Raw genomic sequence first — 23,723 nt, 5'->3', positions numbered from 1 at the left:
TGATTCAAGCGGGTTATGACGTGATCGGCGTCGTGACGCAGCCTGACCGGCCGGTTGGCCGCAAACAGGTCATGACGCCGCCGCCGGTGAAGGTGGCGGCGCAGCGGCACGGATTGGCAATCTTTCAGCCGGAAAAGATAAAGGCACCGGAAGCGCTGGAAACAGTCCTGGCCCTTCAGCCGGATTTGATCGTGACGGCAGCCTACGGCCAAATCCTGCCCAAGGCCTTGCTCGACAGCCCGCGCTTGGGCTGCATTAATGTGCATGCCTCGCTATTGCCCAAATACCGCGGCGGTGCGCCGATCCACAAAGCCATCATCTCCGGGGAGACCGAGACCGGCGTGACGATTATGTACATGGTCGAGGCGCTCGACGCGGGCGACATGATCGCGAAGGTGACGGTACCGATCGAAGAGCGGGATACGGTCGGTTCGCTTCACGACAAATTGGCGGCAGCGGGGGCAGGACTACTGGTCAGCACGCTGCCCAAACTGGAGGCGGGCAGCATCGCCGCAGAACCGCAGAACCATGTGGAAGCGACGTTCGCTCCAACTTTGAAGCGGGCTGACGAGCAGATCGACTGGCGCAAGTCCGCGGAAGCGGTCTACAATCTCGTGCGCGGGCTGAATCCGTGGCCGGTTGCATTTACGACATTGGAAGGAAAAGTTTGGAAAGTTTGGTGGGTGGAAAAAGTAGAAACAACGGGCGTGCTGGCTGAGCCGGGAACGGTTATCGCCCGCGAGTCGGACGGGCTGGTCATCGCCTGCGGCCAAGGCAGCGTGAAACTGACAGAGCTTCAACCGGAAGGAAAAAAGCGGATGAGCGCGCATGATTTCCTGCGCGGAGCAGGTTCGTCGATTCCAGTCGGTGTCAGGTTAGGAGAAGACTGATGTGAACAGAAAAAAACAGCCGGGGGCGAGAGAGATCGCCCTTGACGTATTGACAAAAGTGGATGAGCTTGGCTCCTACAGCAACCTGCAGGTGAAGAGCGCGCTCGAGAAGGGCGCGTTGTCCGCTCCGGACGCGGCTCTGGTGACGGAATTGGTCTACGGCACGATCCTGCGGCAGGGTACGCTCGATGCGGTCATCGCCCGCTTCGTGCGCGGCGGCTTGAAAAAGCTGCAGCCCTGGGTGGCCAATCTCCTGCGGATGAGTTTGTACCAAATTCGCTTTTTGGACCGGATACCCGACCGCGCGGTGGTGCATGAAGCCGTAGAGATTGCCAAGAGCCGGGGCCATCGGGGGATCGCTTCGCTGGTCAACGGCGTGCTGCGAAACGTGCTGCGGCAGCCCGACGTCTGGGCGGAACCGGCGGAGGCGACGACTGCAGCAAAGATCGCCTTTGCCCTGTCCCATCCTGAGTGGCTGGTTGAGCGCTGGCTCAGGCAATACGGCGAGGAGGCAACGCGGCAGATCTGCGAGGCCAACAATCTGCCGCCTCGCACGACGATCCGGGTCAATCGCCTGAAGATCAGCCGGGATGAACTGTTGCAGCAGCTTGCAGAAGAATTTCCCGCAGCGGAAAAATCTCCGCTCACCCCGGACGGGATCATTTTGGGACAAGGCAATCCGGCAGCCACCCGTTGGTTTCGCGAAGGCTTTTACACGATTCAGGACGAAAGCTCCATGCTCGTCGCGCCGGCACTGGCTACCGCCCCCGGCATGCGCGTGCTGGATGCTTGCGCGGCGCCCGGCGGGAAGACGACCCACATCGCCGAGCGGATGGAAAATCAAGGGGAACTGGTCGCCTGCGACGTCCATCCCCACAAGCGCCAGTTGATCGAGCAGGCTGCCGAACGGCTGGGCATCTCGATCGTCCGAACGCGGATCAGCGACGCCGCCGATTTGCCGAGTCAGGGGCTGGGCCAGTTTGACCGGATTCTCCTGGATGCGCCATGTACGGGTTTTGGCGTCATCCGGCGCAAACCGGATGTAAAGTGGAACAAGCGCCCTGAGGACGTCGAAGCGATCGCCCGGGTGCAGTACCGACTGCTTACGGAAGTGAGCAAATTGCTCGCTCCGGGCGGGCTGATGGTCTACAGCACCTGTACGATCGAGCCGGAAGAAAATCAGCGGATCGTCGAGCGGTTTGTCGCCGAACACCCCGAGTTCAGCCTGGATGCATCCCTGGCGGATGACTTGCCTGATGTGGTACGCCAAACGACAGATGCGAGCAGAGGGTATGTTCAACTTTTGCCTCATCAGTTCCACAGTGACGGTTTCTTTATTTCCCGATTGAAACGAAATCCGAGGGTATGAGAGTTGGACAGCTTGACAGGGGATCGCGGCCGACGCTGTGAGTTATACATTACGATAAAGGGTGAAGCACAATGGAGGCAACAGGGAGACTACAACCCTTGATTTACAGTCTGACGATGGATGAATTGAAGGAATGGCTGACCGGGCAGGGGGAAAAGGCGTTTCGCGCCCAGCAAATTTTTGACTGGCTGTACGTCAAGCGGGTCCAGGCTTTTGCGGATATGAGCAACCTGTCAAAACCGCTCCGCGAAAAGCTGGCCGAGCACTTTCGCATGAACGCGATGACGGAGATTACCCGGCAGGAATCCCAGGATGGGACCGTCAAGTTTTTGTTTCAACTGCGGGACGGGCATGCCATCGAAACCGTCATCATGCGGCACAACTACGGAAACAGCATCTGCGTGACCACGCAGGTTGGCTGCCGGATCGGCTGCACCTTCTGCGCTTCCACGCTCGGCGGGTTGAAGCGCAATCTGGAAGCCGGCGAGATCGTCGCACAGGTGCTGATGGCTCAGCGCTCCCTTGACGCGGAAGGAAAGCGGGCGAGTCATGTGGTCGTCATGGGGATCGGCGAGCCGTTTGAGAACTTCGACGCGCTGATCCGCTTCCTGCGGATCATCAATGACAACCACGGACTCAATATCGGGCAGCGCCACATCACCGTTTCCACCAGCGGCATCGTGCCGAAGATTTACGAGTTTGCAGAGGTGGGCGGCCAGGTGAATCTGGCGATTTCGCTGCATGCCCCCAACACAGAACTGCGTTCCAAGCTGATGCCGATCAACCGCGGCTTTCCCTTGGAGAAGCTGCTGGAGGCCTGCCGTTACTACATCAAGCGGACGGGGCGGCGCATCTCTTTTGAGTACGGACTGTTCGGCGGACAAAACGACCAGCCCGAGCATGCGGAGGAGCTGGCTGCGCTGGTCGGAGACATGCTCTGCCACGTCAACCTGATTCCGGTCAATTACGTTCCCGAGCGGGATTACGTGCGCACGCCAAAAAAGGAAATTTTTGCCTTTAAACGGATTTTGGAAAACAAAGGGATCAATGTGACGATCAGGCGTGAACACGGCAGCGACATTGCCGCTGCCTGCGGGCAGCTTCGAGCCCAGCACGCCAAGGAAACAGTGGGGTGAGGATATGGAAATTGCCATGAAGTCGCATGTTGGGTGTGTGCGCCAAGTAAATGAAGACTATTTTGCCTGTACGGCCGACGAAACAGGGCGGGTACTGGCGATCGTCGCCGATGGCATGGGCGGACACCAGGCAGGTGACGTGGCGAGCCGGATGGCAGTCGAGCGCATTTTGCAGGAACTGCGTCTCGTAGACCGGGACCTCACCCCTGTAGACGAGAGGGAAGTACTGATGAATGCCGTCATGTCCGCCAATGAAGCGGTGTACTCTTATGCCGAGTCCCATCCCGAGTGCAGCGGGATGGGAACCACCGTCGTGGTTGCCCTGATCAACCAGGAAGGCGGGGTGACGGCCCATATCGGGGACAGCCGGCTGTACTTGTACAGCGAAGGCGGACTGAGACAGCAGACGGAAGACCATTCGCTGGTGCAAGAGCTGTTGAAAAGCGGCCAGATCACGGTGCAGGAGGCTTCTTTCCATCCCCGACGGAATGTGCTGATGCGGGCGTTGGGCACGGAAAGAAACGTCCGGATCGACTTGGGCGATTTCGTCTGGTCTGATGGAGACATCGTCCTGCTCTGCTCAGACGGCTTGACCAACAAGGTTCCGCCTGCGGTGATGGAAACCTGGATGCAAAAGCCGATACCCCTGCAGGAAAAGGTGGACGGGCTCGTCCAATACGCATTGGACGCCGGCGGCGAAGACAATATTACGTTAATCGCCGTGAGCAATACCGCTTCAGCGATTGACGCAGGGCAGGAAGAGGGGTGAGGCAGATGGAGAATCGTCAGTTGGGAGGACGATACCAGTTGGAGCGCCGGGTCGGCGGCGGAGGCATGGCCGTCGTCTACAAAGCCAAAGATCTCGTGCTGAACAGACCGGTAGCGGTAAAAGTGCTTCGCCCTCAATTTTCCGTCGACGAAGACTTCGTCCAGCGCTTCCGCCGGGAAGCCCAAGCCGTCGCCAGCCTGTCCCACCCCAATGTAGTAGGCGTCTATGACGTCGGGCAGGAAGATGACACGCACTACATGGTCATGGAGTATATCGAAGGCTCTACGCTGAAAGAGGTCATCAACGCACACGGTGCCCTGCCGGTCAAAGAGGCGGTGCGCATCGCCAGCAAAATCTGTGACGCGCTGGACCACGCTCACCAGAATCATATTATTCATCGTGATATTAAACCACACAATATTTTGATAGGCAAAAACGGTCAGGTAAAGGTGACAGATTTCGGGATTGCCCGAGCTGTAACCTCGGCAACGATCACCCATACGGGGGCTGTGCTTGGCTCTGTTCACTACTTTTCGCCGGAACAGGCCCGCGGCGGCGTCACGGCGGAAAAGTCGGACATCTATTCGCTCGGAATCGTCTTGTATGAAATGGTGACGGGTCAGCTTCCGTTTTCTGGAGATTCGCCCATTTCCGTTGCGTTGAAGCATTTGCAGGAACCCCTGCCGGAGCCGCGCGAGATCAATCCGGAGATTCCGCAGAGTGTGGAAAACGTGATTTTGCGCGCCCTGATGAAAGATCCGTTTATGCGGTACGCTTCTGCGGAAGAGATGCTGCACGACCTGGAGACGTGCCTTTCGCCGGAGCGCTTGAACGAGCCCAAAGTGGCGGTTCCCACTGATGACGAAGAGACCCGGGTATTGCCGGCCATCACGCCGGAAATGCTGGAACAGGTAAAGCAGGAACGCCACTTCCCCCAGCGGGCGCGGGCTGCGGCCGCTGCCGAGGAAGAGGACGAGGAGGAAGATCCGCCGCGAAGTCCTGCCAACAGGAAGAAGTGGCTGATCCGCTCGGCGGTCTGGGCGGGCGCGGCAGTTTTGTTTGTGGTATTGGTTCTCGTTGGCATTAACATTCTAAACGGTATTTTGGAAGTACCGGAGACTGACGTGCCGCCTGTGGAAGGGATGACGCTGGAGCAGGCCCGGAAGACTTTGGAGGCGAAGCATCTGGTGCCAAATCTGGTGGAGGAGAACAACGAAGCAGAACAAGGCACCGTCTTTCGCCAGGACCCTTCGCCGCCGATGCGGGTGAAGGAAAACTCAACGGTAACCCTGTACGTCAGCAAAGGACCGGCCGAGGTGCCGATGGATAAACTGGTCGGGCTGGACCGGGACCAGGCGGAGAGCTTGCTGAAGCAGAAGGGCTTTAACCTCGACAATGTGAAATTTACCGAGCGCGAGGACAGCCAGGCACCTGTCGGACAGGTCATCGACCAATCCCCGGGCGAAGGCGTCTCCGTCATTCCGTCCAGGGCGGAAGTAAAAGTAGTCGTCAGCAAAGGGGTGCCGATGACCACGATGCCAGGTGTTATCGGCAAGACTGTCGAATTGGCGGAGATCGATCTGCTCAAGGCAAAATTGGCCAAAGCGGATGAAGTGAAATACCAGCCGTCTTTCGAGCCAAAAGGCAAGGTAATCGGCACGTTCCCGTACAACGCCGGCGACGAAGTGCCTCAGGGTTCGAAGGTTACGCTGATTGTGAGCAACGGCGAGTACCCAGCCGATGCCAAAACGGGAGACTACCAGATCTATATCGACCTCAATTTCGGCGAAACAGCCGAGATCAAGATTGTGGTCAGCGACGCCCGCGGCGACAATCAGGTGGCATGGAACCAGACCATTTACGAAAGCACCGGCTTTAACGTTCCCCTGGTGCTGGCGCCGAATAAAAACGGCAAGATCGTCGTCTACAAAAACGGAACTGAGTATCAGTCGTATAACGTCGATTACCAAAATTTCTAGGAACAATCACAAAAGGGAGGGAAATAATGCCAGAAGGACGCATCGTGAAAGCGTTGAGCGGTTTTTACTACGTCGATAACGGCGAGCGGGTCATCCAGTGCCGGGCGAGAGGGCTGTTCAAGAAAAAAGATGCCAGAGTCACGCCGCTGGTTGGCGATTGGGTTGTTTACGACACGGTGAGCGAGGCGGAAGGGTATGTGATGGAGGTGGGCGAGCGGACCACCGAGCTGGTTCGCCCGCCGGTCGCCAACGTCGACGTTGCCGTATTGGTCTTTTCCATGCGGACCCCTTCCTTTTCCTCGGCGCTGCTGGACAAGTTTCTGGTGCATACCGAGACGGCCGGGATTGAAGCGGTGATCGCTCTGTCCAAGGCCGACTTGGCGGACCAGGCAGAGCTGGACGAGATCTGTCAAAAGTATCGGCAGATTGGCTATCGCGTCATTCCCACCTCCACGCAGGACAGGCGGGGGCTGGAAGAGATTCGCCAGGCGCTGGCATCCCACATCGCCGTCTTCGCCGGTCAATCCGGTGTAGGAAAATCATCGCTGATCAATGCCCTTTTCCCCCATGCCCGTCTGCGGACGGGACAGGTGAGCCACAAGCTTGGACGGGGACGGCATACGACCCGCCACGTCGAACTGATTCCCCTCGAAAAGGGAAGTTATGTGGCCGATACTCCTGGATTCAGTTCGCTGGATTTCGTCGATATGACGGAACTGGAGCTGGCACAGGCGTTTCGCGAGTTTGACGGCTATGCGGACGAATGCAAGTTTCGCGGTTGTCTCCACCTGCGCGAGCCGGGCTGCGCCGTCCAGGCCGCCGTCGAGAACGAGTTGATCGACGCAGAGCGGTATGAACACTACAGGCAGTTTGCTGAAGAGCTAAAAGAGTACCAACGGAGGAACAAACCATGGTAAAAATTGCCCCATCTATCCTCTCCGCCGATTTCGCCCGCTTGGGGGCTGAGATTCAAGACGTGGAGCGCGGCGGCGCGGACTGGATTCACATCGATGTGATGGACGGCCACTTTGTGCCCAATATTACAATCGGGCCGTTGATTGTGGAAGCGGCGCGTCCTGTCACCAAGCTTCCGCTCGATGTTCATCTGATGATCGAAGAGCCGGATCGGTACATCTCCGCCTTTGCCAAAAGCGGCGCCGATCTGATCAGTGTGCACCAGGAGGCATGCCGCCACCTTCACCGCACGATATACGCCATCAAGGAACAGGGAGTCAAAGCAGGGGTCGTGCTGAACCCGGCTACGCCGCTGGTGACAGTCGAATCCGTGCTGGCAGATGTGGACCTGGTTCTGCTGATGACGGTCAACCCCGGCTTCGGGGGGCAGAGCTTTATTCACAGCGTCCTGCCCAAGGTGTCAGCGCTGAGGCAAATGCTCGACGAACGGGGCCTGTCCCACGTAGAGATTGAGATTGACGGCGGCGTCAACGCGGACACAGCCCGCCTCTGTGAATCTGCCGGCGCAACCGTATTGGTTGCCGGCTCAGCCGTATTTAACAAACCGGACCGCGCGCAGGCGATCGCTGCCATCCGCGGCTAAAAAAGAAGTACAGGTCATATGGGCCTGTACTTTTTTGATCGTCCACTATAATCTAGGTGCGCTTGTCGGTCGAAATCGAAGCGGAAGCGATTGTCGAATAGCTGGATGCGAAGCACCTTCGGGGAGCCCCGAAGGTGCTTTATGCAATGAAAGGCCTAAAAATCTTTCCGGGAAAAGATCCGCACTGCTGTAAAGTATGACAGGAGGAACAGGAGAATCGCTGCCAACAGCAGCAGCACACTTCCGGTGTATACGGGAATCTGGAACGAAATGGAAAGAGTGATGAACAAAATGATTGTCATGACGATATTTACCGTTTGCATGCCTTGATCGCTCAGCCAGTAAAAAATTGGCAGGTACAAGGAAGAGAAAATCAATGCCAGACTGAGCAGCATCACGGCTTGCCCCACAGACATCCAGGCGACCTCCGTCTGCGGCATGGCGAGTCGGGTGACCATGCTGGTCACAAACGCGATCACCACTCCCACCAGGCTGTAGAAGAGCGCGCCCAGGTATTTGGCCGCGACGATGTGTTTGCGGCGAATCGGCAGGCTGCTTAGCAAAACGTGGTTTTTGTTTTTCAGGTCATTGCTGGTGCTGTTCATCAGCATGACGGCAACCGGAAACAGGCCGACCGGCAGAAACCCCCCGGACAGGTGGATGAACGAAAGGGGGAGAATAATAATGTACATCAAGAGAAAAAGCAAGGATTTTCTCATCACGAGCAAGTCTTTTATGATCAAGTTAAGCACGAATGCCTCCTCCTTTTACCGTAAAAAACATGATGTCCTCCAATGACGGTGTTTCCAATACCGCATGCGCTCCGAACTGGCTGGCTGCCTCCGACCGATTGGCAGCCAGCCCTTCAAACCCTACCCCTGTCTCGCGAATGCCGACAAACAGCTGGCTGGTATCCCGGTCAAGCAGTTCCTTGTTGCCCTTCACCAGGACGTATCGCTCCAATACGTTGTCCTTCGCTTCGCTAAAGACGATCTGTCCGCGATTGAGGAATGTGATGTAATCGGCGATCCGATCCAGATCCGTCGTAATGTGCGTCGAGAACAGGATGGACTTCTGTTCGTCCAGGATGAGACCGGCGAGGATATCCAGCAGTTCTCTGCGGAACACTGGGTCAAGGCCGGCGGTAGGTTCATCCATGATCAGCAGGTCAGTCTCATGGGACAAGGCCAGGGCGAGTGAAAACTTCATTTTCATCCCCTTGGACAAGTCCTTTATTTTCTTGTTTGCGGGAAGCTCGAACTGCTCCAGGTATCCTTGGAACACGTCTTCGCTCCAGCGCTTGTAGAATGGCGCGATAATCCGCTTCATCTCGGCGATGGTCAAGTCTTCATAGTAGTAGCTTTCGTCCGGGACGAAGGCGATCCGCTGCTTGATTTCTTTTTCGCAATCGGGCATTTTTTGGCCGAAGACGGCAATCTCTCCGCTGTCCGGGACGACGATGTTCATGATCATCTTGATCAACGTGCTTTTTCCCGAACCGTTCGGGCCGATCAGGCCGGTGATAAATCCCTGTTTGACGCCGAAGGAGACGTCCTGCAGGGAGAATGAGCCGTATTGTTTGTGCAGGTTGCGAATTTCAATCACGTTCATCGATTCTCCTCCTCCTCTTGATAGAGCATGCGCAGGTGGGCGATCAACTCCGCCAGGCTGATTCCCAGTGCCTTGCTCTCCTGGGTGACTTCGATCAGCTTTTCTTCCCACTGCCGCAGCCGCTGTTCGCGGATAAACGCTTGATTGGCGCCGGAAACGAATGAGCCTTTGCCGACCACCGAGTCGATCAAACCTTCCTTTTCCAACTCTTCATAGGCCCGCTTGGTGGTAATCACGCTGATCTGCAAATCCTTGGCCAGCTGGCGGATGGAGGGCAGGCTTTGGCCGGGAGTCAATTCTCCATTGAGAATACTCGCTTTGATTTGGTTTTTGATCTGCAGGTAGATCGGGTCTGCAGAGGCATTCGATATGAGAATGTTCATCCTATCACCGACCAATGTGTATATTTTGTTTATAGTGTACATATATAATATACACACTTAAGAAGAAGAGTCAAGAATCTATCAGACATTTTTTTCCGATAAAATATTATTGAATACAAATTCTATTAGTGGTATATTAATTCAGTCTAGCTTTACTAAACAATTTGGTATAAGGGGTTATCCAAACATGACTAAACGGAACAGATTTGTTGCACTTGCTATTTCCTCCGTACTTGCTCTTGGCGTTCTCGCCGGATGCGGAACCGGCGGAAATGCGGGAGCAGGCAGCACAGATAACAAGACAGCATCGCAAGAAAATGCCAAGCCAAAGCTGATCATGGGCACATCGGCGGATTACAAGCCGTTTGAGTACCATGACACCTCAAGCGGCAAGGATGAAATCGTCGGATTTGACATCGACATTGCCAAATACATTGCGGACGAAGTCGGATTTGACCTGGAAATAAAGGATATGGACTTCAACGGGCTGCTACCGGCCCTGCAGTCTGGCCGCGTTGACTTTGTCATGGCAGGGATGTCTCCCGACGACGAGCGCAAGAAAAACGCTGACTTCTCCGATGTCTACTTCGAGGCGAAGAATTCGATTGTCGCGAAAAAAGGGAGCGGGCTGGCCAAGCCGGAAGATCTGGCTGGCAAGAAGGTAGGAGTACAGCTCGGCTCGATTCAAGAGACGGCAGCCAAAGAGATCGCCGAATCCAACAAGGGTGTAGAGGTCGTGTCGCTCAATAAACTGGGTGAGATCGTGCAGGAATTGAAATCGGGCCGGATCGACGCCGCGATTATCGAAGACGTGGTAGCCAAGGGCTACATGAAGACCAATCCTGATTTGGAGATGAGTCTGATTGAACAGGATGGTTCCAACGGCTCGGCTGTCGCCTTTCCAAAGGGCTCCGCAAACGTGGACAAGTTCAACCAGGCGATCAAAAAGCTGCAAGACAGCGGCGAACTGGACAAGCTAATCATGAAGTGGTTCGACCAATAAGCAGCCAGATTTGGGGTGTAGCAGGGGATGCATCTTGATTTTTCACAGATAGACTTCCGATATATTGCCGAGGGGATCTACACGACGCTGGAATATACCGTCCTGGCCGCGATTTTTGGTTTTTTGTGGGGAGCGGTGCTGTCGCTGTTCAAAATCTCCAGCATCGCGCTGCTCAAGTGGTTCGCCGTTTTCTATACCTCGATTTTCCGTGGGACGCCGCTGATCCTGATGATCTCATTGGTGTACTTCGCCACGCCGCAGTTGACCCAGTACGATATCACGGCGCTGCAGGCGGGCGTCATCACGCTGGGGTTGAACTCCGCAGCGTATATCTCGGAGACGATTCGCGCCGGGATTCTCGCCGTAGACAAAGGGCAGCGGGAAGCGGCGATCGCCCTCGGCGTCCCGTACCGGCAGATGATGCTCGACATCATCTTTCCGCAGGCGTTTAAAAACATTCTGCCGGCGATGGTCAACGAGAGCATTGCGCTGCTGAAGGACTCCGCACTGGTCTCGACGATCGGCGCGCTGGACATTCTGCGCCGCGCCACCATCGTCGGGGCCAACACCTTCCTGTACTTTGAACCGCTGATCTTCGCGGCCCTGCTCTACTACATCATGGTCATGCTGCTGACTTTGGCGGCGCGGTCTTTGGAGAGGAGGCTGAGACGAAGTGATTAAAGTAGAGAGTTTGTCGAAATCGTTCGGGAAGCAGGAGGTCCTGCGCGACATCTCAACCGAAGTCAAAAAAGGGGATGTCGTGGCGATCATCGGTCCATCCGGCTCGGGCAAATCAACCTTGCTTCGCTGTATGAACCTGCTGGAGGTTCCGACCAAGGGGAAAATCCTCATCGACGGTACCGATATCACCGCGAAAAAGGCGGATGTGACGCTTGTCCGTCAAAAGATCGGGATGGTGTTTCAGCACTTTCACCTGTTTCCCCATATGACTGTGCTGGAGAATCTGACATACGCACCGGTAAAAGTGAAGAAGCTGGCAAAAGAAACCGCCCGGCAAAAAGCGCGGGAGCTGCTTGGCAGGGTCGGCCTCTCCGACAAGGCGGATGTGTATCCGTCCAAGCTGTCCGGCGGCCAGAAACAGCGGGTGGCGATCGCCCGTTCGCTGGCGATGGAGCCGGAAATCATGTTGTTTGACGAGCCGACCTCGGCGCTTGATCCGGAGATGGTCAAAGAGGTGCTGGAAGTGATGAAGGGATTGGCCCACACGGGAATGACAATGGCGATCGTCACCCACGAGATGGGCTTTGCCCGCGAAGTGGCGGATCGCATCCTGTTTCTCGACGGGGGGCGCCTGATAGAGGAAGCACCTCCGGAACAGTTTTTCAGCCGACCGCAGAGCGAGCGGGCAAAACAGTTTTTGGAAAAAATGCTATAAAACATAAGAAGAAGCCGCGGCGCTCTTGCAGCCTATGCCGCGGTTTTTCTTTTGCAACCGGGAGCTGGGGGCTCTACAATAAAGAAGGAGCGCCAAAGAAGAGAGGGTACAGAGATATGAAGCAGAAACAAGAGAAAAGCGGCTCTGGACGGGTGCACATATGCGCCGGAGGGACGTTGGATGTACTGCCGAATGCAGAGCCGGGCGACATCCTGATCGGCGTAGACGCCGGTGCGCTGGGCCTGCTGGAAGCGGGAGTGGTGCCGACGCTGGCAGTCGGCGACTTTGACACGATCGGCGAAGCGGGTTTGGCCAAACTGGTCCGCTCCGGCGTGGAGATCCGCCGCTTTCCGGAGAGGAAGGACGCGACTGACAGCGACATCGGACTGCAGGCTGCGCTGTCGTATCAGCCCAAGGTGATCTACATGTACGGCGCGCTGGGCGGGCGGATGGACCACTCGCTGGCGAACGTGCAGCTCTTATGGCAGGCCCATCAGGCAGGTGTCTGGATGCAGATCGAGAGCAGATACAACCGGATTGCCTTGCTGTCTGAGCGCTTTCGCCGCTGCCGGCTGGCCAGGGATCACTATCAGTACGTCTCCCTGCTGCCGCTTAGCCCGCTGGTGACCGGGATTACACTGGACGGCTTCGCCTACCCGCTGCATGACGCGACGCTGGAGCTGGGCTCAACGCTTGGCGTAAGCAATCAGTTGACAGGGGAAGCAGGCAGGATCCAGATCGAAAGCGGCGCCCTGCTGGTCATGTCAACACGCGACCCGAACGGCCGGCAGGACGAGGAGCGGGAAAAAAACGAGGGATCGGTAGGCTAGTCTGACAGCACAATTGACATTTTTGCGCATATACTTATCAGGTAGGATCATGACCCACCTGATTTTTTTGATTACCGACCGTGTTTGGCACATGTTTGGCCCCCTCAGGAATAAGATGTAGTATACATGTTTCGGATTATGCCTGGGGGGTGCGACATACAAATGGGATTTCGCTCTATTCGGGTACGGCAGGGAATGGCCGTTAAACGTATTGTTGGCGTCTGTTTGGCTGTCGGGGGGTTGACCATTCTGTTGAGCTCCGCGCCTCTGTGGGTGTGGTATGCCATTCTAGGAACGGGACTAATGGCCGTCGGGTGGTTTCTCTTTCATCACAAGTAATCCGATAAGGAGGGGTCGAAATGCGTTTCTATACCATCAAGTTGCCAAAGTTTCTAGGTGGCATGATACGCGCCGTAATCGAGGCATTCAACAGGAAAAAGTAAGGTGAACACAACAGCCTTTTCATGTGCCGGGGATGCACGGAAAGGCTTGCCCCCTTGCCTGTGTGGGACAAGACGGAGATACCCTTCTGGACTAATAAATCGCGGTCATGCCAGGAAAATACAAAAAAGCACCCGACAGGTGCTTTTTTCGCATGGCAGAGGGAAATTATACGCGGGTCACAAGACCGGATTTCAGCGCTCTCGTGCTGACATAAACGCGTTTCGGTTTGCCGTTTACCAGGATGCGCACTTTTTGTACGTTGACACCCCAAGAGCGGCGAGTTGCACGCATCGAGTGGGAGCGTGCGTTGCCAGCTTTTGCAGATTTACCAGTAACAAAACATCTACGTGCCATGAATTTCCACCTCCCTCACAGCGTGTAACACATGAAAAGCTTCTGCAGAACTGTATAAACACTTGGATATAGTAGCATACCATCCTGTCAATTGCAATACTTGACAGGATTTTCTCTTTGAAGGCATGACATTCAGGTGCAAAAAACTTCATTTACGCTTATTGATGTAGTAGAATTGGGAAAAGGTAAAAAATGAGTGCAGCTTTGTCCATCGCCTGCGCCAGGCTTGGCGGAGCCAGGTTTCATATCAAAGGAGGGTCTTGCATGCCAGTGGAAATGAATACACCTCTCGGAAAGATCGACGTAACAGAAGAAGTGATCGCGCGGATTTCCGGCGGCGCCGCGATGGAAGTATTCGGTCTGGTCGGAATGGCATCACGCAAAGCGTTCAAGGATGGCATCGCCGAGATGCTGAGGCTGGACAACCTGAGCAAGGGTGTCGTTGTTCGAAATGAAAACGGTCAAGTCGTGTTGGACATGCATATCATCGTCAGTTACGGCACGAAGATTTCCGAAGTGGCGGGCAATGTGCAGCGCCGCGTTCGATATACGTTGGAGCAGACGGTAGGCATCGACGTTTCCGCCATTAACATCTATGTGCAGGGAGTCCGGACAGAACGGGAAACGTAAGGAGGAAACCGAGTGGTATACAAGCTTCTAAGTGGCGACCTGTTTTTGCAAATGGCCTTGCTGGGTGCCAACAACTTGTTGAAAAACGTCAAGACCGTCAATGCCTTGAACGTCTTTCCGGTACCGGACGGCGACACGGGAACCAATATGAACTTGACGTTTGCTTCCGGTGTCGAGGAGTTGACCCGGAAGCCTTCGGAGCGCATCGACGACGCCGCAGCAACTTTGGCAAGGGGCTTGCTGATGGGGGCAAGAGGCAATTCCGGAGTCATTCTGTCCCAGCTTTTTCGCGGTTTTCACAAGGCCGTTGCAGGAAAAGCTGAGATCAATGCCCGGCAGTTCGCGGAAGCTTTAAAAACAGGCGTTGAAACCGCCTACCAAGCTGTGATGAAGCCAGTGGAGGGCACAATCCTGACAGTGGCCCGCGAAGCGGCTGAGGCCGCGGTGCGAAAGGCGCGCACGACAGATGACATTGCCGCGGTGATGGAGGGCGTGTACAGCGAGGCACAGAAGAGCCTGGGCCGCACTCCCGAACTGCTGCCCGTTCTGAGAGAGGTCGGGGTAGTGGACTCCGGCGGGCAGGGATTGGTTTTCATTTACGAGGGATTTTTGCGCGCTTTGCAGGGGGCGACAGCGTCAGCAGACAAGGCGCAGCCGGAAGCTGCTGTCGCCGACATGGAGCAGTTGGTTGCCGAGCAGCACCATGCGCAAATCCACATGAAGACTGAAGATATTACATACGGCTACTGTACGGAATTCATGGTTCGGCTGAAACAGAGCACCGAAGCGGGCAAGAAGCCGTTTATCGAGCCGGCCTTTCGCAGCCATCTGGCAGCGATGGGAGATTCGCTGCTGGTGGTGGCGGACGACGAATTGGTGAAAGTACATATCCACGCTGAACATCCGGGCGAAGTGCTGCAGTACGCCCAACAATTTGGCAGCCTTCACCGGCTCAAGATCGAAAACATGCGGGAGCAGCATGCCAACATCGTCAAGGAAACCGCAGGAATGCCAACCGGGCAGCCGGGAGCCGCAGATAAGCAGTCCGTCAGCAAACGGCAAAAAACCCCCTACGGCCTGATTGCCGTAGCAGCCGGAAGCGGCATCAGCGAGCTGTTTCACGGGCTGGGGGTGCAGGTCGTCGTCGATGGCGGACAGACGATGAATCCGAGTACGGAAGATCTGTTGAAGGCGATTGACCAGGTTGCTGCCGAAAAGGTGTATATTTTGCCCAACAACGGGAACATTGTGATGGCGGCAAAGCAGGCGGCGGAGCTCGCCGAGGTGCCTGTTACAGTCATTCCGACGAAAAGCGTGCCGCAAGGGATGGCCGCAGCCGTCGCATTCAACAGCGGGGCAGACGAAGAGACCAATACGGAGAATATGCTGCGGGCGATTGGGCAGGTAAAGACCGGACTCGTCACGCATGCGATCAGGGAGACGAAGCTGGGGGAAGTTTCCATCAAGGAAGGCGACTTTATCGGGATTGCCGACGGCGAGATCGCGGTGGCAGAAGCTGATCTCTTGTCGTGTGCGAAGTCACTCTTGCAGAAGCTCGTAGATGAAGAGGCGGGGGTCGTCACGCTCCTTTACGGAGAAGGCTCGACGAAAGAGCAGGCAGAAGCGCTGCAGGAGTGGCTCACTCACATCGCTCCGGATGCAGAAGCAGAGGTATCCTATGGCGGACAACCCCTGTATCCGTTTATGATTGCAGTGGAGTAGAAAGCAGGAAGGAGGGTTCCGTATGCCGCCCATTGTCATTGTAACAGACAGCGCATCCGACATTAACCAGTCCCTGCAGCAGACGCTGGGAATCGAAGTCGTTCCCTTGAAGGTGAGCTTTGGCGAAGAAACGTATCTGGACGGCGTCACCCTGCGGGCGGATCAATTTTACGAAAAGCTCGCGCAGTCACCGGTGCTGCCGACGACGTCGCAGCCCTCGCCGATGGAGTTTGCCGCCAAGTATAAGGAGATCATCGCGGGGCACGGGCGAGATGTCCAAATCATCGTACTGACCCTTTCGGCTGCGCTGTCCGGCACCCATCAGTCTGCGGTGATTGCCAAAACCATGCTGGAAGAAGCAGCGGATATCACGGTGATTGACTCCAAAAAAGCTTCGTTTGTCTACGGACTAATCGTGGTCGAGGCGGCTCGGGCAGCTCGGGCGGGACAGTCGAAACAGCAGGTGCTCGACCTGATCAACCGCTATATTGAAGCCATTCAGGTCTACTTCCTCATCGATACGCTTGAATACCTGCAAAAGGGCGGACGAATCGGCAAAGCGTCTGCGTTCCTGGGTTCTCTGCTCAACATCAAGCCGATCTTGTACCTGGATGAACGCGGAGTTGTCAGCCCGTATGAGAAAGTGCGCGGCTCCAAGAAAGCTGTGAGCCGGATGATCGAACGGCTGAAGGAGTACGCGGGGACCTCTCCCGTCAAAACGGCGATTATCCACGCCCAGTCGCCAGAAGAGGCGGATGCATTGCGGGAGCGGGTCCAAACGGAGATGAACGTGGTCGAAGCCTTTCAGGCCGAAGTCGGTCCCGTAATCGGCACCCATACCGGCCCCGGGGTGCTCGGCTGTGCCGTGGTAAAGGTGTGACGTACATAACAGAAGCAGGCGCTCCCGCCTTGGCGGGGGCGCGTTTTTTACGCCTCCTGCCTGCAGTGCCTGACCGCGTCAATAAACTCATCCCACCCGCCCGATCGTTCCCGCAAGATGTGCGGACAGTTCTTGCCGCTCCAATGGTTGTGCTGTACAACAGCGTCAATGCCGAGCCCGAATTGCTCCAGCAGCCTGGCGACCAGCTCGGCAGCCCGTTTTTCTGCTTTGCTGCGATCCCCATCGGTATTTTCGCAGATCTCGATCCCGATGCTTGAACTGTTCCCGGGGCCGTCTTCATCGCCCGCGTGCCAGCCTGCTTCGTCGAGCGGCAGATGCTGGACGATGTTTGTGTCATCGACGGTGAAATGCCACGAAACAAAGCGCTCTGCGGCTTCACTGCTCTTCAAATAGCTGGCGTGTCCCAAGGCGTTGGCGCCCGGACTTGGATTATCAGTGTCGTGCATGGTGATGAACCGGGGCCCGATCAGTTTGGTTCCGGGTCGATTCGGTTGATTTGCGGGAATAAAGTCTGTAATGATGTTCATGATTTTTGCACGTCTCCTTCCTTATTGCGGCGAGCGAGGCTTGTTGGGGATTGTCCAAATTGCAGCACCCGCCATTGCTTTTACCGCTTAGGATGCGCTTCTCCCGCCAAACGCAATCTGGAAGGATACATTTGCCCGTATAGCGCTTCGCTTTTTGGTAGGTTACAATAAAAGAAAGATCCGAACAGATTCCTTGTGCTCTCATCAAGTGCCGCTTTTCGGCTGGGAGGAGATACTGGTTGAAATACAAAAGTGTATTTGACATTATTGGACCGGTGATGGTTGGGCCGTCCAGTTCGCATACCGCGGGTGCCGCCCGGATCGGACGGGTAGCCCGGATGCTGTTTGGCCGGCAGCCGAAACGGGCCGAGATTACGTTTTACGGTTCGTTTGCCAAAACGTATAAAGGACATGGCTCCGATGTCGCTACGGTTGCCGGGATCCTTCATTTTGATACATTTGATACACGTCTGAAAGATTCGCTGCGCATTGCCAAGGACGTAGGAATCGATGTCACTCTCCTCACGTCCGAGGAACCGACCGACCACCCGAATACATCGCGGATCCGGCTGAGCGACGAAAATGGCAGTGCGGAGATCGTTGGCGTTTCGATCGGTGGCGGAAAAATCGAGATCATCGAGGTCGACGGCTTCCCGTTGAAGCTCTCCGGCAATGAACCGACGCTGCTGGTGCTGCACGAGGACCGCTACGGGATGATCGCCAGCGTGGCACAGGTGCTGGCGAAGTACGAGACAAATATCGGACACATGGAGGTGTCGCGCGGGGAACGCGGTGCCAAAGCGCTGATGGTGATCGAGGTGGATATGCCGATCACAGCAGACCTCGTTCGTGACGTTCAGCAGATCCCCCATATACTCGGGGTATCGGTGCTGTCACCGGAGCAATGATGAAATAGCAAGCGGAAGGAGCGGACAACATGTTTCGCAACGTGGCTGAACTTGTCGAGTTAGCCGAATCAGAGGGGAAAAAGATCTCGGAAGTGATGATTGAAGCGGAGATGAAGGTCTCGGAGCGCTCCCGCGAGGAAATCATGCAGCAGATGTACGCCAACCTGGACGTGATGGAAAGTGCCGTCCAGCGGGGGTTGACCGAGGATATACGCTCCCACAGCGGCCTTACCGGGGGAGATGCCAAGAAACTGCAGAATTACATGAAGGAAAAACCGTTTTTATCCGGCCCGACGCTGCTTAACGCCGTGAGCATGTCGATCGCGGTCAATGAAGTAAACGCCGCGATGGGGACGATTGTCGCCACTCCGACTGCCGGAGCCTGCGGGATCGTGCCGGGGACGCTGTTCGCCGTTTCAGAGAAGCTGAAGCCGACGCGCGAAGAGATGGTCCATTACCTGTTTGCGGCGGGAGCGATCGGCTTTTGCATTGCCAACAACGCCTTTATCTCAGGAGCTGCCGGCGGCTGCCAGGCGGAGGTAGGCTCGGCTACGGCGATGGCGGCAGCAGCAATCGTCGAGATGGCCGGCGGTACCCCCGAACAGTCGTCACAGGCGGTGGCCATCGCCTTGAAAAACATGCTTGGTCTAGTGTGTGACCCCGTAGCCGGACTTGTAGAGGTGCCCTGTGTAAAGCGGAATGCGATGGGAGCCGCGATCGCGACAGTCGCGGCCGACATGGCGCTTGCCGGGATCAAGAGCGTGATCCCGACGGATGAAGTCATCCTGGCGATGTACCGGATCGGCTGCACGATGCCAAATACGCTGAAGGAGACGGCGCAGGGCGGATTGGCGGCGACGCAGACGGGGCGCCAGCTGGAGGCCAAAATCTTTGGCGTCCCGATCAACCGGTAAGATGGCACAAGCATCATTGGCATTGCCCGTAACTGCCGTGGCCGGGGTAGGGGAGGAACGGGCAAAAGATCTGGCGTCGCTGCGAATTGCAACCGTACAGGATTTACTGGAGTATTTTCCGTCCCGCTATGAAGATTACCGGATACGCGACTTGACGGAGGTACAAGACGGCGAGAGGGTTACACTGGCTGGCACGATCTACGGTGAACCCTCCGTTCGTTTTTACGGCAAGCGCAAATCCCGCATTTCTGTCCGTATGGTCATCAACCGCGTCGTCGTCACAGCCGTCTGGTTCAACCAGACTTATGTCAAAAATCAGTTGTCGCCGGGAAAAGAAATCATCGTCACAGGCAAGTGGGACAAGCACAAGCTGCAAATCACGGTAAGTGAAATGACCGGGGTTGATTCGCCGCGGGCGCAGAGGCGAAGCGACCTCGTTCCCGTCTATCCGCTTGGCGGCGACGTCTCCCTCTCCTTTTTGCGCCGGACGATTCAAAACGGTCTGCGCCAGTACGGCGACCAGATCGGCGAGATTCTGCCGCAGCCGCTGGTCGAGCGCTACCGCTTGATGCCGCGGCGCGCGGCGATTCAGGCGATCCACTTTCCGCGCGATCTGGCGGAGGGCAAGCAGGCCCGCCGGCGGATCATGTTTGAAGAATTGTTCCTGTTTCAATTGAAGGTGCAGGCTCACCGGCAGATCGCCAAGCAGCAAACAGAGGGAATCAAACAGGAGATACCGCTTGAAGAGGTGCGCCGGTTTATTCGTTCTCTGCCATTTCCGCTCACCGGGGCGCAGAAGCGGGTGGTCAAGGAGGTTCTCGATGACATGCAGGCCGGCTTCGCGATGAACCGGCTGCTGCAGGGGGATGTCGGTTCCGGTAAAACCGTCGTGGCGGCGATCGCTCTGTTTGCTACAGTCAAGGCGGGCTTTCAGGGGGCGCTGATGGTCCCGACGGAAATCCTCGCCGAGCAGCATCTGCAGTCACTGCAAGCGATGCTGGAGCCGTACGGCCTGCAGGTCGCGCTGCTCTCCGGTTCGCTGACGGCGAAAAGGCGGCGGGAGATCATCTCCGCCCTGCAGCTCGGCTTGGTTGACGTCGTCGTCGGCACACACGCCCTGATCCAGGAAGACGTCTGCTTCCGCCGGTTGGGCCTCGTGATTACAGACGAGCAGCATCGCTTCGGCGTGGAGCAGCGGCGCATCCTCCGCAGCAAAGGCCTGTCGCCCGACGTGCTGTTCATGACAGCTACGCCGATTCCGCGCACGCTGGCGATTACCGCCCTTGGCGACATGGACGTTTCGACGATCGATGAGATGCCTGCCGGACGCAAACCCGTCGACACCGTCTGGGCCAAACACGGGCAGTTCCATCAGGTTTTGGAGCGGATGCGCAGTGAATTGGCGAAGGGTCGGCAGGCATACGTCATCTGTCCGTTGATCGAGGAGTCGGAGAAGCTGGATGTGCAGAATGCGATTGACGTGCATCATCAGCTTGCCGTCTACTTTCCCGAGTACAGTGTCGGCCTCATGCACGGGCGGCTGCCCGCCAAGGAAAAGGACGAGGTGATGCAGGCGTTTGCCCGCGGTGACGTGAACGTACTCGTCTCCACGACCGTTGTCGAGGTTGGCGTCAATGTGCCCAATGCCACGTTCATGGTCATCTACGACGCCGAGCGGTTTGGACTGGCCCAGCTTCACCAGCTGCGCGGCAGGGTGGGGCGCGGCGCCGATCAATCGTACTGTGTGCTGATCGCCGATCCCAAGACAGAGGTGGGCAAGGAGCGCATGCGGGTCATGTGTGAGACGAATGACGGCTTCGTCCTCTCCCAGCGCGACTTGGAACTGCGCGGACCGGGGGATTTCTTCGGGACCAAGCAGAGCGGTCTGCCGGAATTCAAAGTTGCTGATTTGCTAAGTGACTACAGGGCTCTGGAGGTGGCGAGGCAGGAAGCGGCTGCGCTGATCGGAGACGAGCGGTTTTGGCAGGATCAGCTTTACGCCCCGCTGCACGATTATCTGCAACGCGAGGGCATCTTGGAAGGAAAAGTACTGGATTGACGAAAAATGCGTGCCCGCCATGTGAATGAAAGCACTGGCTGTGGGAGAAACATACAATCAGGAAGGGATGACGGGAGCGAACGGGGAGAGAGGTATGGATTTTGGCATCGACGCCCTGACGATTGTCACCAGATTGTGTGTAGCGGCACTGCTTGGCGGTTTTGTCGGCTGGGAACGGGAGCGGCGCAACAAGCAAGCCGGGTTCAAAACGCATCTGCTCGTCTCGGTAGGCTCGGCTTTGGTCATGCTCACCTCCATCTACGGTTTTGGCGACTACAATAACCCGGACGCCCAGTACGATCCCGCCCGGCTCGCCGCCCAGGTGGTAAGCGGCATCGGCTTCCTCGGAGCGGGGGCGATCTTGCGCCGTTCCAATCTGGTCGTCTCCGGTCTGACGACGGCTGCCACCTTGTGGGTGGTTGCCGGAATCGGTCTCAGCGTCGGGGCTGGCTTCTACCTCCCAGCAGTGGTCACCACCGGGATCGTCTTTGTCAGTGTCGTGCTGCTGCGCGGGGTGGAAGAGCGGTACGCATCGCCGCTGCAGGATGTGACCCTGCAGATGAAAATCTGGGATCAGCCGGGCATCCTGCACCGGTTGAGCGTCGCTCTCGAAGGGGAAGCGGCCGAGATCCGCAGTGTCTCTGTGATCGAATCAAAGGAGGAGAACGGGCAAAGCTTTCTCATGGTCAGGCTGCGCGTTCGCCTTCCGACCAGGAAGAAGCTGCTTGATTTCGCCGGAAGGCTGGGAGAAATAGAAGGAGTGCACGAGGTTCACTCTCTTGACTAGCACGCTGCCTACTGCAGAGAGGCGAGATCCGCATTCGTGGTCAAATAGATCCACTTGCCGTCAGAGCTGGATCCGATGACCCAGGTGCCGCCCGGTAAATGTTCCGCGATCACCCAGCGCTTTTGCGTGTCGGCGTCGAACAGGGTGATGCTCTCCTGCGGTGCGACGCCATCGGGCACATCTTCATACTTGTGTCCGACCATCAGATGGGTTCCGTTTATCCAGAAATCTCCGGGCGCGTTGAGATCTTGATAGACCAGTTCCTTGCCTTTGTACACGCCGGCATTGGGATACATCTGGTACTTGCCGTCGCTGGAGATGATAAATCCGGACCAGGCGTACTCGTCAACCGGAGGGTTCCAAGCGCTGATCTGTTTCGTCTGCCAGGAGTACATATACCGCTGTTCGGTTTGTTTTTCTTGATCCCGCATCGCATAGTAGACATACTCGCCATCGTCATAAAAATGGATGGGCATGGGGCTGCCGCTTGGTTCTCTGAGCGGCACATTTCCTTTCAGTGCGCCCGTGAGCCGCTCTGATGTCCCGTTTTCCAACGCGTACACGACCAGGTCGAGATCTGTCTGCTGCTGCTCCTGCCCCTGCCCCACTGCCAGCAGCAGATGCGAGCCATTCCGGCTAAAGCTGGAGCCGTGGATATACCCGTCTACCTGAACCGGAACCGCAGTCTGACTCTCCGGAACAACGGTCTGCTCGTCTGGCTGTTTGTAAAAGAAGCCGCGGCGGTCGACGATGAACGTGCCGGGTCCCACGTAGTTGGTGGCAAGCGGAACCGGATACGAAATCACCTGCTTCGTTTCAACATCGTACAGGGCGTACAGCCGTTCCAGTTCTTTGTCGCACTCGCAGTACTCCTTAAAGCGGGACAGGAAAAAGTAACGGTCGTCCGTGCCAAGCTGTTTGAACATGTACGGCTCGGACAGCGAACTCAGCTGCTCTCGCACCTTTCCATCGAGTGAGATGCGCCAAAGTTGATCCGGTTTGGTGACAGTGGCAAAGAAGTTTGGCACATCATCCAGTACCGTTCCGTTTTGGGTTTTGGCTCCCTTTACGTCGAGCAGGTAGGAATCGCTCAGCTGATCGGCCTTGGCGGAGGCGGGCACTTTTGCCGTCACTTTCAGCTCCTGGTCGTTTTTCCAGGCAAACGTAAGCTCGGGCACGAAGGAGTACGGCCAATCCTTTTGAAAGGCCTTCGCCTGCACCTGCAGCGCTTGTTCTACGGAATCGCGCTGCATCGGCTGGCGGAAGTACAAGGTGTACTCCTGCGGGCCGTCCGATACCAGCGTGCGGAGCGGAGAATGCAAACGAGGTTCCGAATTGAGCTGGATCAGAACCTCGTCAGTCATACTGGCGTAGTCGAATGGTGTATCTTGTTCCGGCCCTGCTGCGGTTTCGTTGATCTGATCGCGGATCAACGGCGGTTCGGGAGACTGTAAGTCGATCGGCTGGCGGACAGCGTCCGAAGAGGCAGAGCATCCTGTCAAGACGAGCAGAGTCAACGGGATCAACAAAGTGGAGATTGCCTTCATCTTCCA

General features: G+C 56.6%; 25 protein-coding genes. 19 read left to right on the top strand and 6 right to left on the bottom strand.

All coding sequences use genetic code 11. The features are described 5' to 3' along the window. Nucleotides 1-2 precede the first annotated feature (2 nt). The 7 genes from fmt (at nucleotide 3) to rpe (ending at nucleotide 7,701) form a co-directional block, all read left to right on the top strand. Entirely contained in the window at nucleotides 3-890 is an 888-nt protein-coding gene (gene fmt / locus HGBM_RS26985; RefSeq protein ID WP_081590122.1) for a methionyl-tRNA formyltransferase, read from the top strand. Nucleotide 891: 1 nt separating this feature from the next. After that, nucleotides 892-2,259, top strand: a complete 1,368-nt coding sequence (gene rsmB / locus HGBM_RS08050) for a 16S rRNA (cytosine(967)-C(5))-methyltransferase RsmB (RefSeq protein WP_019120582.1) — start codon at nucleotides 892-894, stop codon at nucleotides 2,257-2,259. Between the two features lie 71 nt (nucleotides 2,260-2,330). Further along, complete coding sequence (rlmN, locus tag HGBM_RS08045) at nucleotides 2,331-3,395, top strand: dual-specificity RNA methyltransferase RlmN (RefSeq protein ID WP_026074274.1); 1,065 nt, start codon at nucleotides 2,331-2,333, stop codon at nucleotides 3,393-3,395. A 4-nt stretch (nucleotides 3,396-3,399) separates the two neighbouring features. Continuing rightward, nucleotides 3,400-4,164 (top strand): Stp1/IreP family PP2C-type Ser/Thr phosphatase, encoded by a 765-nt coding sequence (locus tag HGBM_RS08040; protein WP_019120580.1) that lies wholly within the window; start codon nucleotides 3,400-3,402, stop codon nucleotides 4,162-4,164. Nucleotides 4,165-4,169: 5 nt separating this feature from the next. Further along, on the top strand, nucleotides 4,170-6,143 hold the full coding sequence (pknB, locus tag HGBM_RS08035; RefSeq protein WP_019120579.1) for a Stk1 family PASTA domain-containing Ser/Thr kinase: 1,974 nt from the start codon (nucleotides 4,170-4,172) through the stop codon (nucleotides 6,141-6,143). 26 nt (nucleotides 6,144-6,169) lie between these two features. Beyond that, a complete protein-coding gene (rsgA, locus tag HGBM_RS08030) occupies nucleotides 6,170-7,060 on the top strand; it encodes a ribosome small subunit-dependent GTPase A (RefSeq protein WP_019120578.1) in 891 nt (296 codons plus the stop codon). Next, nucleotides 7,054-7,701: a ribulose-phosphate 3-epimerase gene (gene rpe, locus HGBM_RS08025; protein ID WP_019120577.1), complete on the top strand. Its 648-nt coding sequence runs from the start codon at nucleotides 7,054-7,056 to the stop codon at nucleotides 7,699-7,701. The genes rsgA and rpe overlap by 7 nt, the downstream gene beginning before the upstream one ends. 155 nt (nucleotides 7,702-7,856) lie before the next feature. Here rpe and HGBM_RS08020 read toward each other — a convergent pair whose 3' ends face one another. The 3 genes from HGBM_RS08020 to HGBM_RS08010 are packed head-to-tail and all read right to left on the bottom strand — an operon-like array spanning nucleotide 7,857 to nucleotide 9,695. After that, a complete protein-coding gene (locus HGBM_RS08020) occupies nucleotides 7,857-8,453 on the bottom strand; it encodes an ABC-2 transporter permease (RefSeq protein WP_019120576.1) in 597 nt (198 codons plus the stop codon). Further along, complete coding sequence (locus HGBM_RS08015) at nucleotides 8,446-9,312, bottom strand: ABC transporter ATP-binding protein (protein WP_019120575.1); 867 nt, start codon at nucleotides 9,310-9,312, stop codon at nucleotides 8,446-8,448. Before HGBM_RS08015 ends, HGBM_RS08020 begins: the two co-directional genes overlap by 8 nt. Next, nucleotides 9,309-9,695, bottom strand: coding sequence for a GntR family transcriptional regulator (locus HGBM_RS08010; RefSeq protein WP_019120574.1), 387 nt, complete (start codon nucleotides 9,693-9,695; stop codon nucleotides 9,309-9,311). Before HGBM_RS08010 ends, HGBM_RS08015 begins: the two co-directional genes overlap by 4 nt. 187 nt (nucleotides 9,696-9,882) lie before the next feature. Between HGBM_RS08010 and HGBM_RS31595 the strand changes: the two genes are divergently transcribed. The 5 genes from HGBM_RS31595 (at nucleotide 9,883) to spoVM (ending at nucleotide 13,367) form a co-directional block, all read left to right on the top strand. Further along, nucleotides 9,883-10,698 (top strand): transporter substrate-binding domain-containing protein, encoded by an 816-nt coding sequence (locus HGBM_RS31595; RefSeq protein ID WP_019120573.1) that lies wholly within the window; start codon nucleotides 9,883-9,885, stop codon nucleotides 10,696-10,698. A 27-nt stretch (nucleotides 10,699-10,725) separates the two neighbouring features. Then, nucleotides 10,726-11,379: an amino acid ABC transporter permease gene (locus tag HGBM_RS31590; protein ID WP_019120572.1), complete on the top strand. Its 654-nt coding sequence runs from the start codon at nucleotides 10,726-10,728 to the stop codon at nucleotides 11,377-11,379. Next, nucleotides 11,372-12,094 carry an amino acid ABC transporter ATP-binding protein gene (locus HGBM_RS07995; RefSeq protein ID WP_019120571.1) on the top strand — a complete coding sequence of 241 codons (723 nt, stop codon included), beginning with the start codon at nucleotides 11,372-11,374 and terminating at the stop codon, nucleotides 12,092-12,094. Before HGBM_RS31590 ends, HGBM_RS07995 begins: the two co-directional genes overlap by 8 nt. A gap of 116 nt (nucleotides 12,095-12,210) precedes the next feature. Next, nucleotides 12,211-12,924 carry a thiamine diphosphokinase gene (locus HGBM_RS26980; protein WP_019120570.1) on the top strand — a complete coding sequence of 238 codons (714 nt, stop codon included), beginning with the start codon at nucleotides 12,211-12,213 and terminating at the stop codon, nucleotides 12,922-12,924. Between the two features lie 359 nt (nucleotides 12,925-13,283). Then, nucleotides 13,284-13,367, top strand: coding sequence for a stage V sporulation protein SpoVM (gene spoVM / locus HGBM_RS26975; protein ID WP_035286689.1), 84 nt, complete (start codon nucleotides 13,284-13,286; stop codon nucleotides 13,365-13,367). A gap of 166 nt (nucleotides 13,368-13,533) precedes the next feature. On the opposite strand, the gene rpmB is transcribed toward spoVM, so the two are convergent. Next, complete coding sequence (rpmB, locus tag HGBM_RS29425; protein ID WP_081590121.1) at nucleotides 13,534-13,722, bottom strand: 50S ribosomal protein L28; 189 nt, start codon at nucleotides 13,720-13,722, stop codon at nucleotides 13,534-13,536. A 264-nt stretch (nucleotides 13,723-13,986) separates the two neighbouring features. Between rpmB and HGBM_RS07975 the strand changes: the two genes are divergently transcribed. Genes HGBM_RS07975 through HGBM_RS07965 form a run of 3 tightly spaced genes read left to right on the top strand, consistent with a single transcriptional unit; the run spans nucleotide 13,987 to nucleotide 16,954 of the window. Then, nucleotides 13,987-14,352 (top strand): Asp23/Gls24 family envelope stress response protein, encoded by a 366-nt coding sequence (locus HGBM_RS07975; protein WP_019120568.1) that lies wholly within the window; start codon nucleotides 13,987-13,989, stop codon nucleotides 14,350-14,352. Between the two features lie 12 nt (nucleotides 14,353-14,364). Beyond that, the gene (locus HGBM_RS07970) at nucleotides 14,365-16,074 is read left to right on the top strand and encodes a DAK2 domain-containing protein (RefSeq protein ID WP_019120567.1); all 1,710 of its coding nucleotides are present in this window, start codon (nucleotides 14,365-14,367) and stop codon (nucleotides 16,072-16,074) included. A gap of 22 nt (nucleotides 16,075-16,096) precedes the next feature. After that, nucleotides 16,097-16,954, top strand: coding sequence for a DegV family protein (locus HGBM_RS07965; RefSeq protein WP_019120566.1), 858 nt, complete (start codon nucleotides 16,097-16,099; stop codon nucleotides 16,952-16,954). Between the two features lie 47 nt (nucleotides 16,955-17,001). Here HGBM_RS07965 and HGBM_RS26970 read toward each other — a convergent pair whose 3' ends face one another. Then, the gene (locus tag HGBM_RS26970) at nucleotides 17,002-17,502 is read right to left on the bottom strand and encodes a peptidoglycan recognition protein family protein (protein ID WP_019120565.1); all 501 of its coding nucleotides are present in this window, start codon (nucleotides 17,500-17,502) and stop codon (nucleotides 17,002-17,004) included. Nucleotides 17,503-17,741: 239 nt separating this feature from the next. On the opposite strand from HGBM_RS26970, the gene sdaAB reads away from it, so the two are divergent. The 4 genes from sdaAB to HGBM_RS07940 all read left to right on the top strand — a co-directional run bounded on the left by sdaAB (nucleotide 17,742) and on the right by HGBM_RS07940 (nucleotide 22,170). Beyond that, a complete protein-coding gene (sdaAB, locus tag HGBM_RS07955) occupies nucleotides 17,742-18,410 on the top strand; it encodes an L-serine ammonia-lyase, iron-sulfur-dependent subunit beta (RefSeq protein WP_019120564.1) in 669 nt (222 codons plus the stop codon). A 29-nt stretch (nucleotides 18,411-18,439) separates the two neighbouring features. Beyond that, a complete protein-coding gene (sdaAA, locus tag HGBM_RS07950) occupies nucleotides 18,440-19,324 on the top strand; it encodes an L-serine ammonia-lyase, iron-sulfur-dependent, subunit alpha (RefSeq protein WP_019120563.1) in 885 nt (294 codons plus the stop codon). Nucleotide 19,325: 1 nt separating this feature from the next. Next, the gene (recG, locus tag HGBM_RS07945) at nucleotides 19,326-21,383 is read left to right on the top strand and encodes an ATP-dependent DNA helicase RecG (protein WP_019120562.1); all 2,058 of its coding nucleotides are present in this window, start codon (nucleotides 19,326-19,328) and stop codon (nucleotides 21,381-21,383) included. Between the two features lie 94 nt (nucleotides 21,384-21,477). Continuing rightward, entirely contained in the window at nucleotides 21,478-22,170 is a 693-nt protein-coding gene (locus tag HGBM_RS07940; protein WP_019120561.1) for an MgtC/SapB family protein, read from the top strand. An 8-nt stretch (nucleotides 22,171-22,178) separates the two neighbouring features. Here the strand turns inward: HGBM_RS07940 and HGBM_RS07935 are convergent, their stop codons facing one another. Then, nucleotides 22,179-23,717, bottom strand: a complete 1,539-nt coding sequence (locus HGBM_RS07935; protein ID WP_019120560.1) for a hypothetical protein — start codon at nucleotides 23,715-23,717, stop codon at nucleotides 22,179-22,181. Between the last annotated feature and the right edge of the window lie 6 nt (nucleotides 23,718-23,723).

The organism is Brevibacillus massiliensis (assembly GCF_000311785.1).
GTDB classification, from domain to species: domain Bacteria; phylum Bacillota; class Bacilli; order Brevibacillales; family Brevibacillaceae; genus Brevibacillus_C; species Brevibacillus_C massiliensis.
The sequence above is the reverse complement of the archived record's forward strand: the minus strand, read 5'-3'. Positions and strand labels throughout refer to the sequence as shown.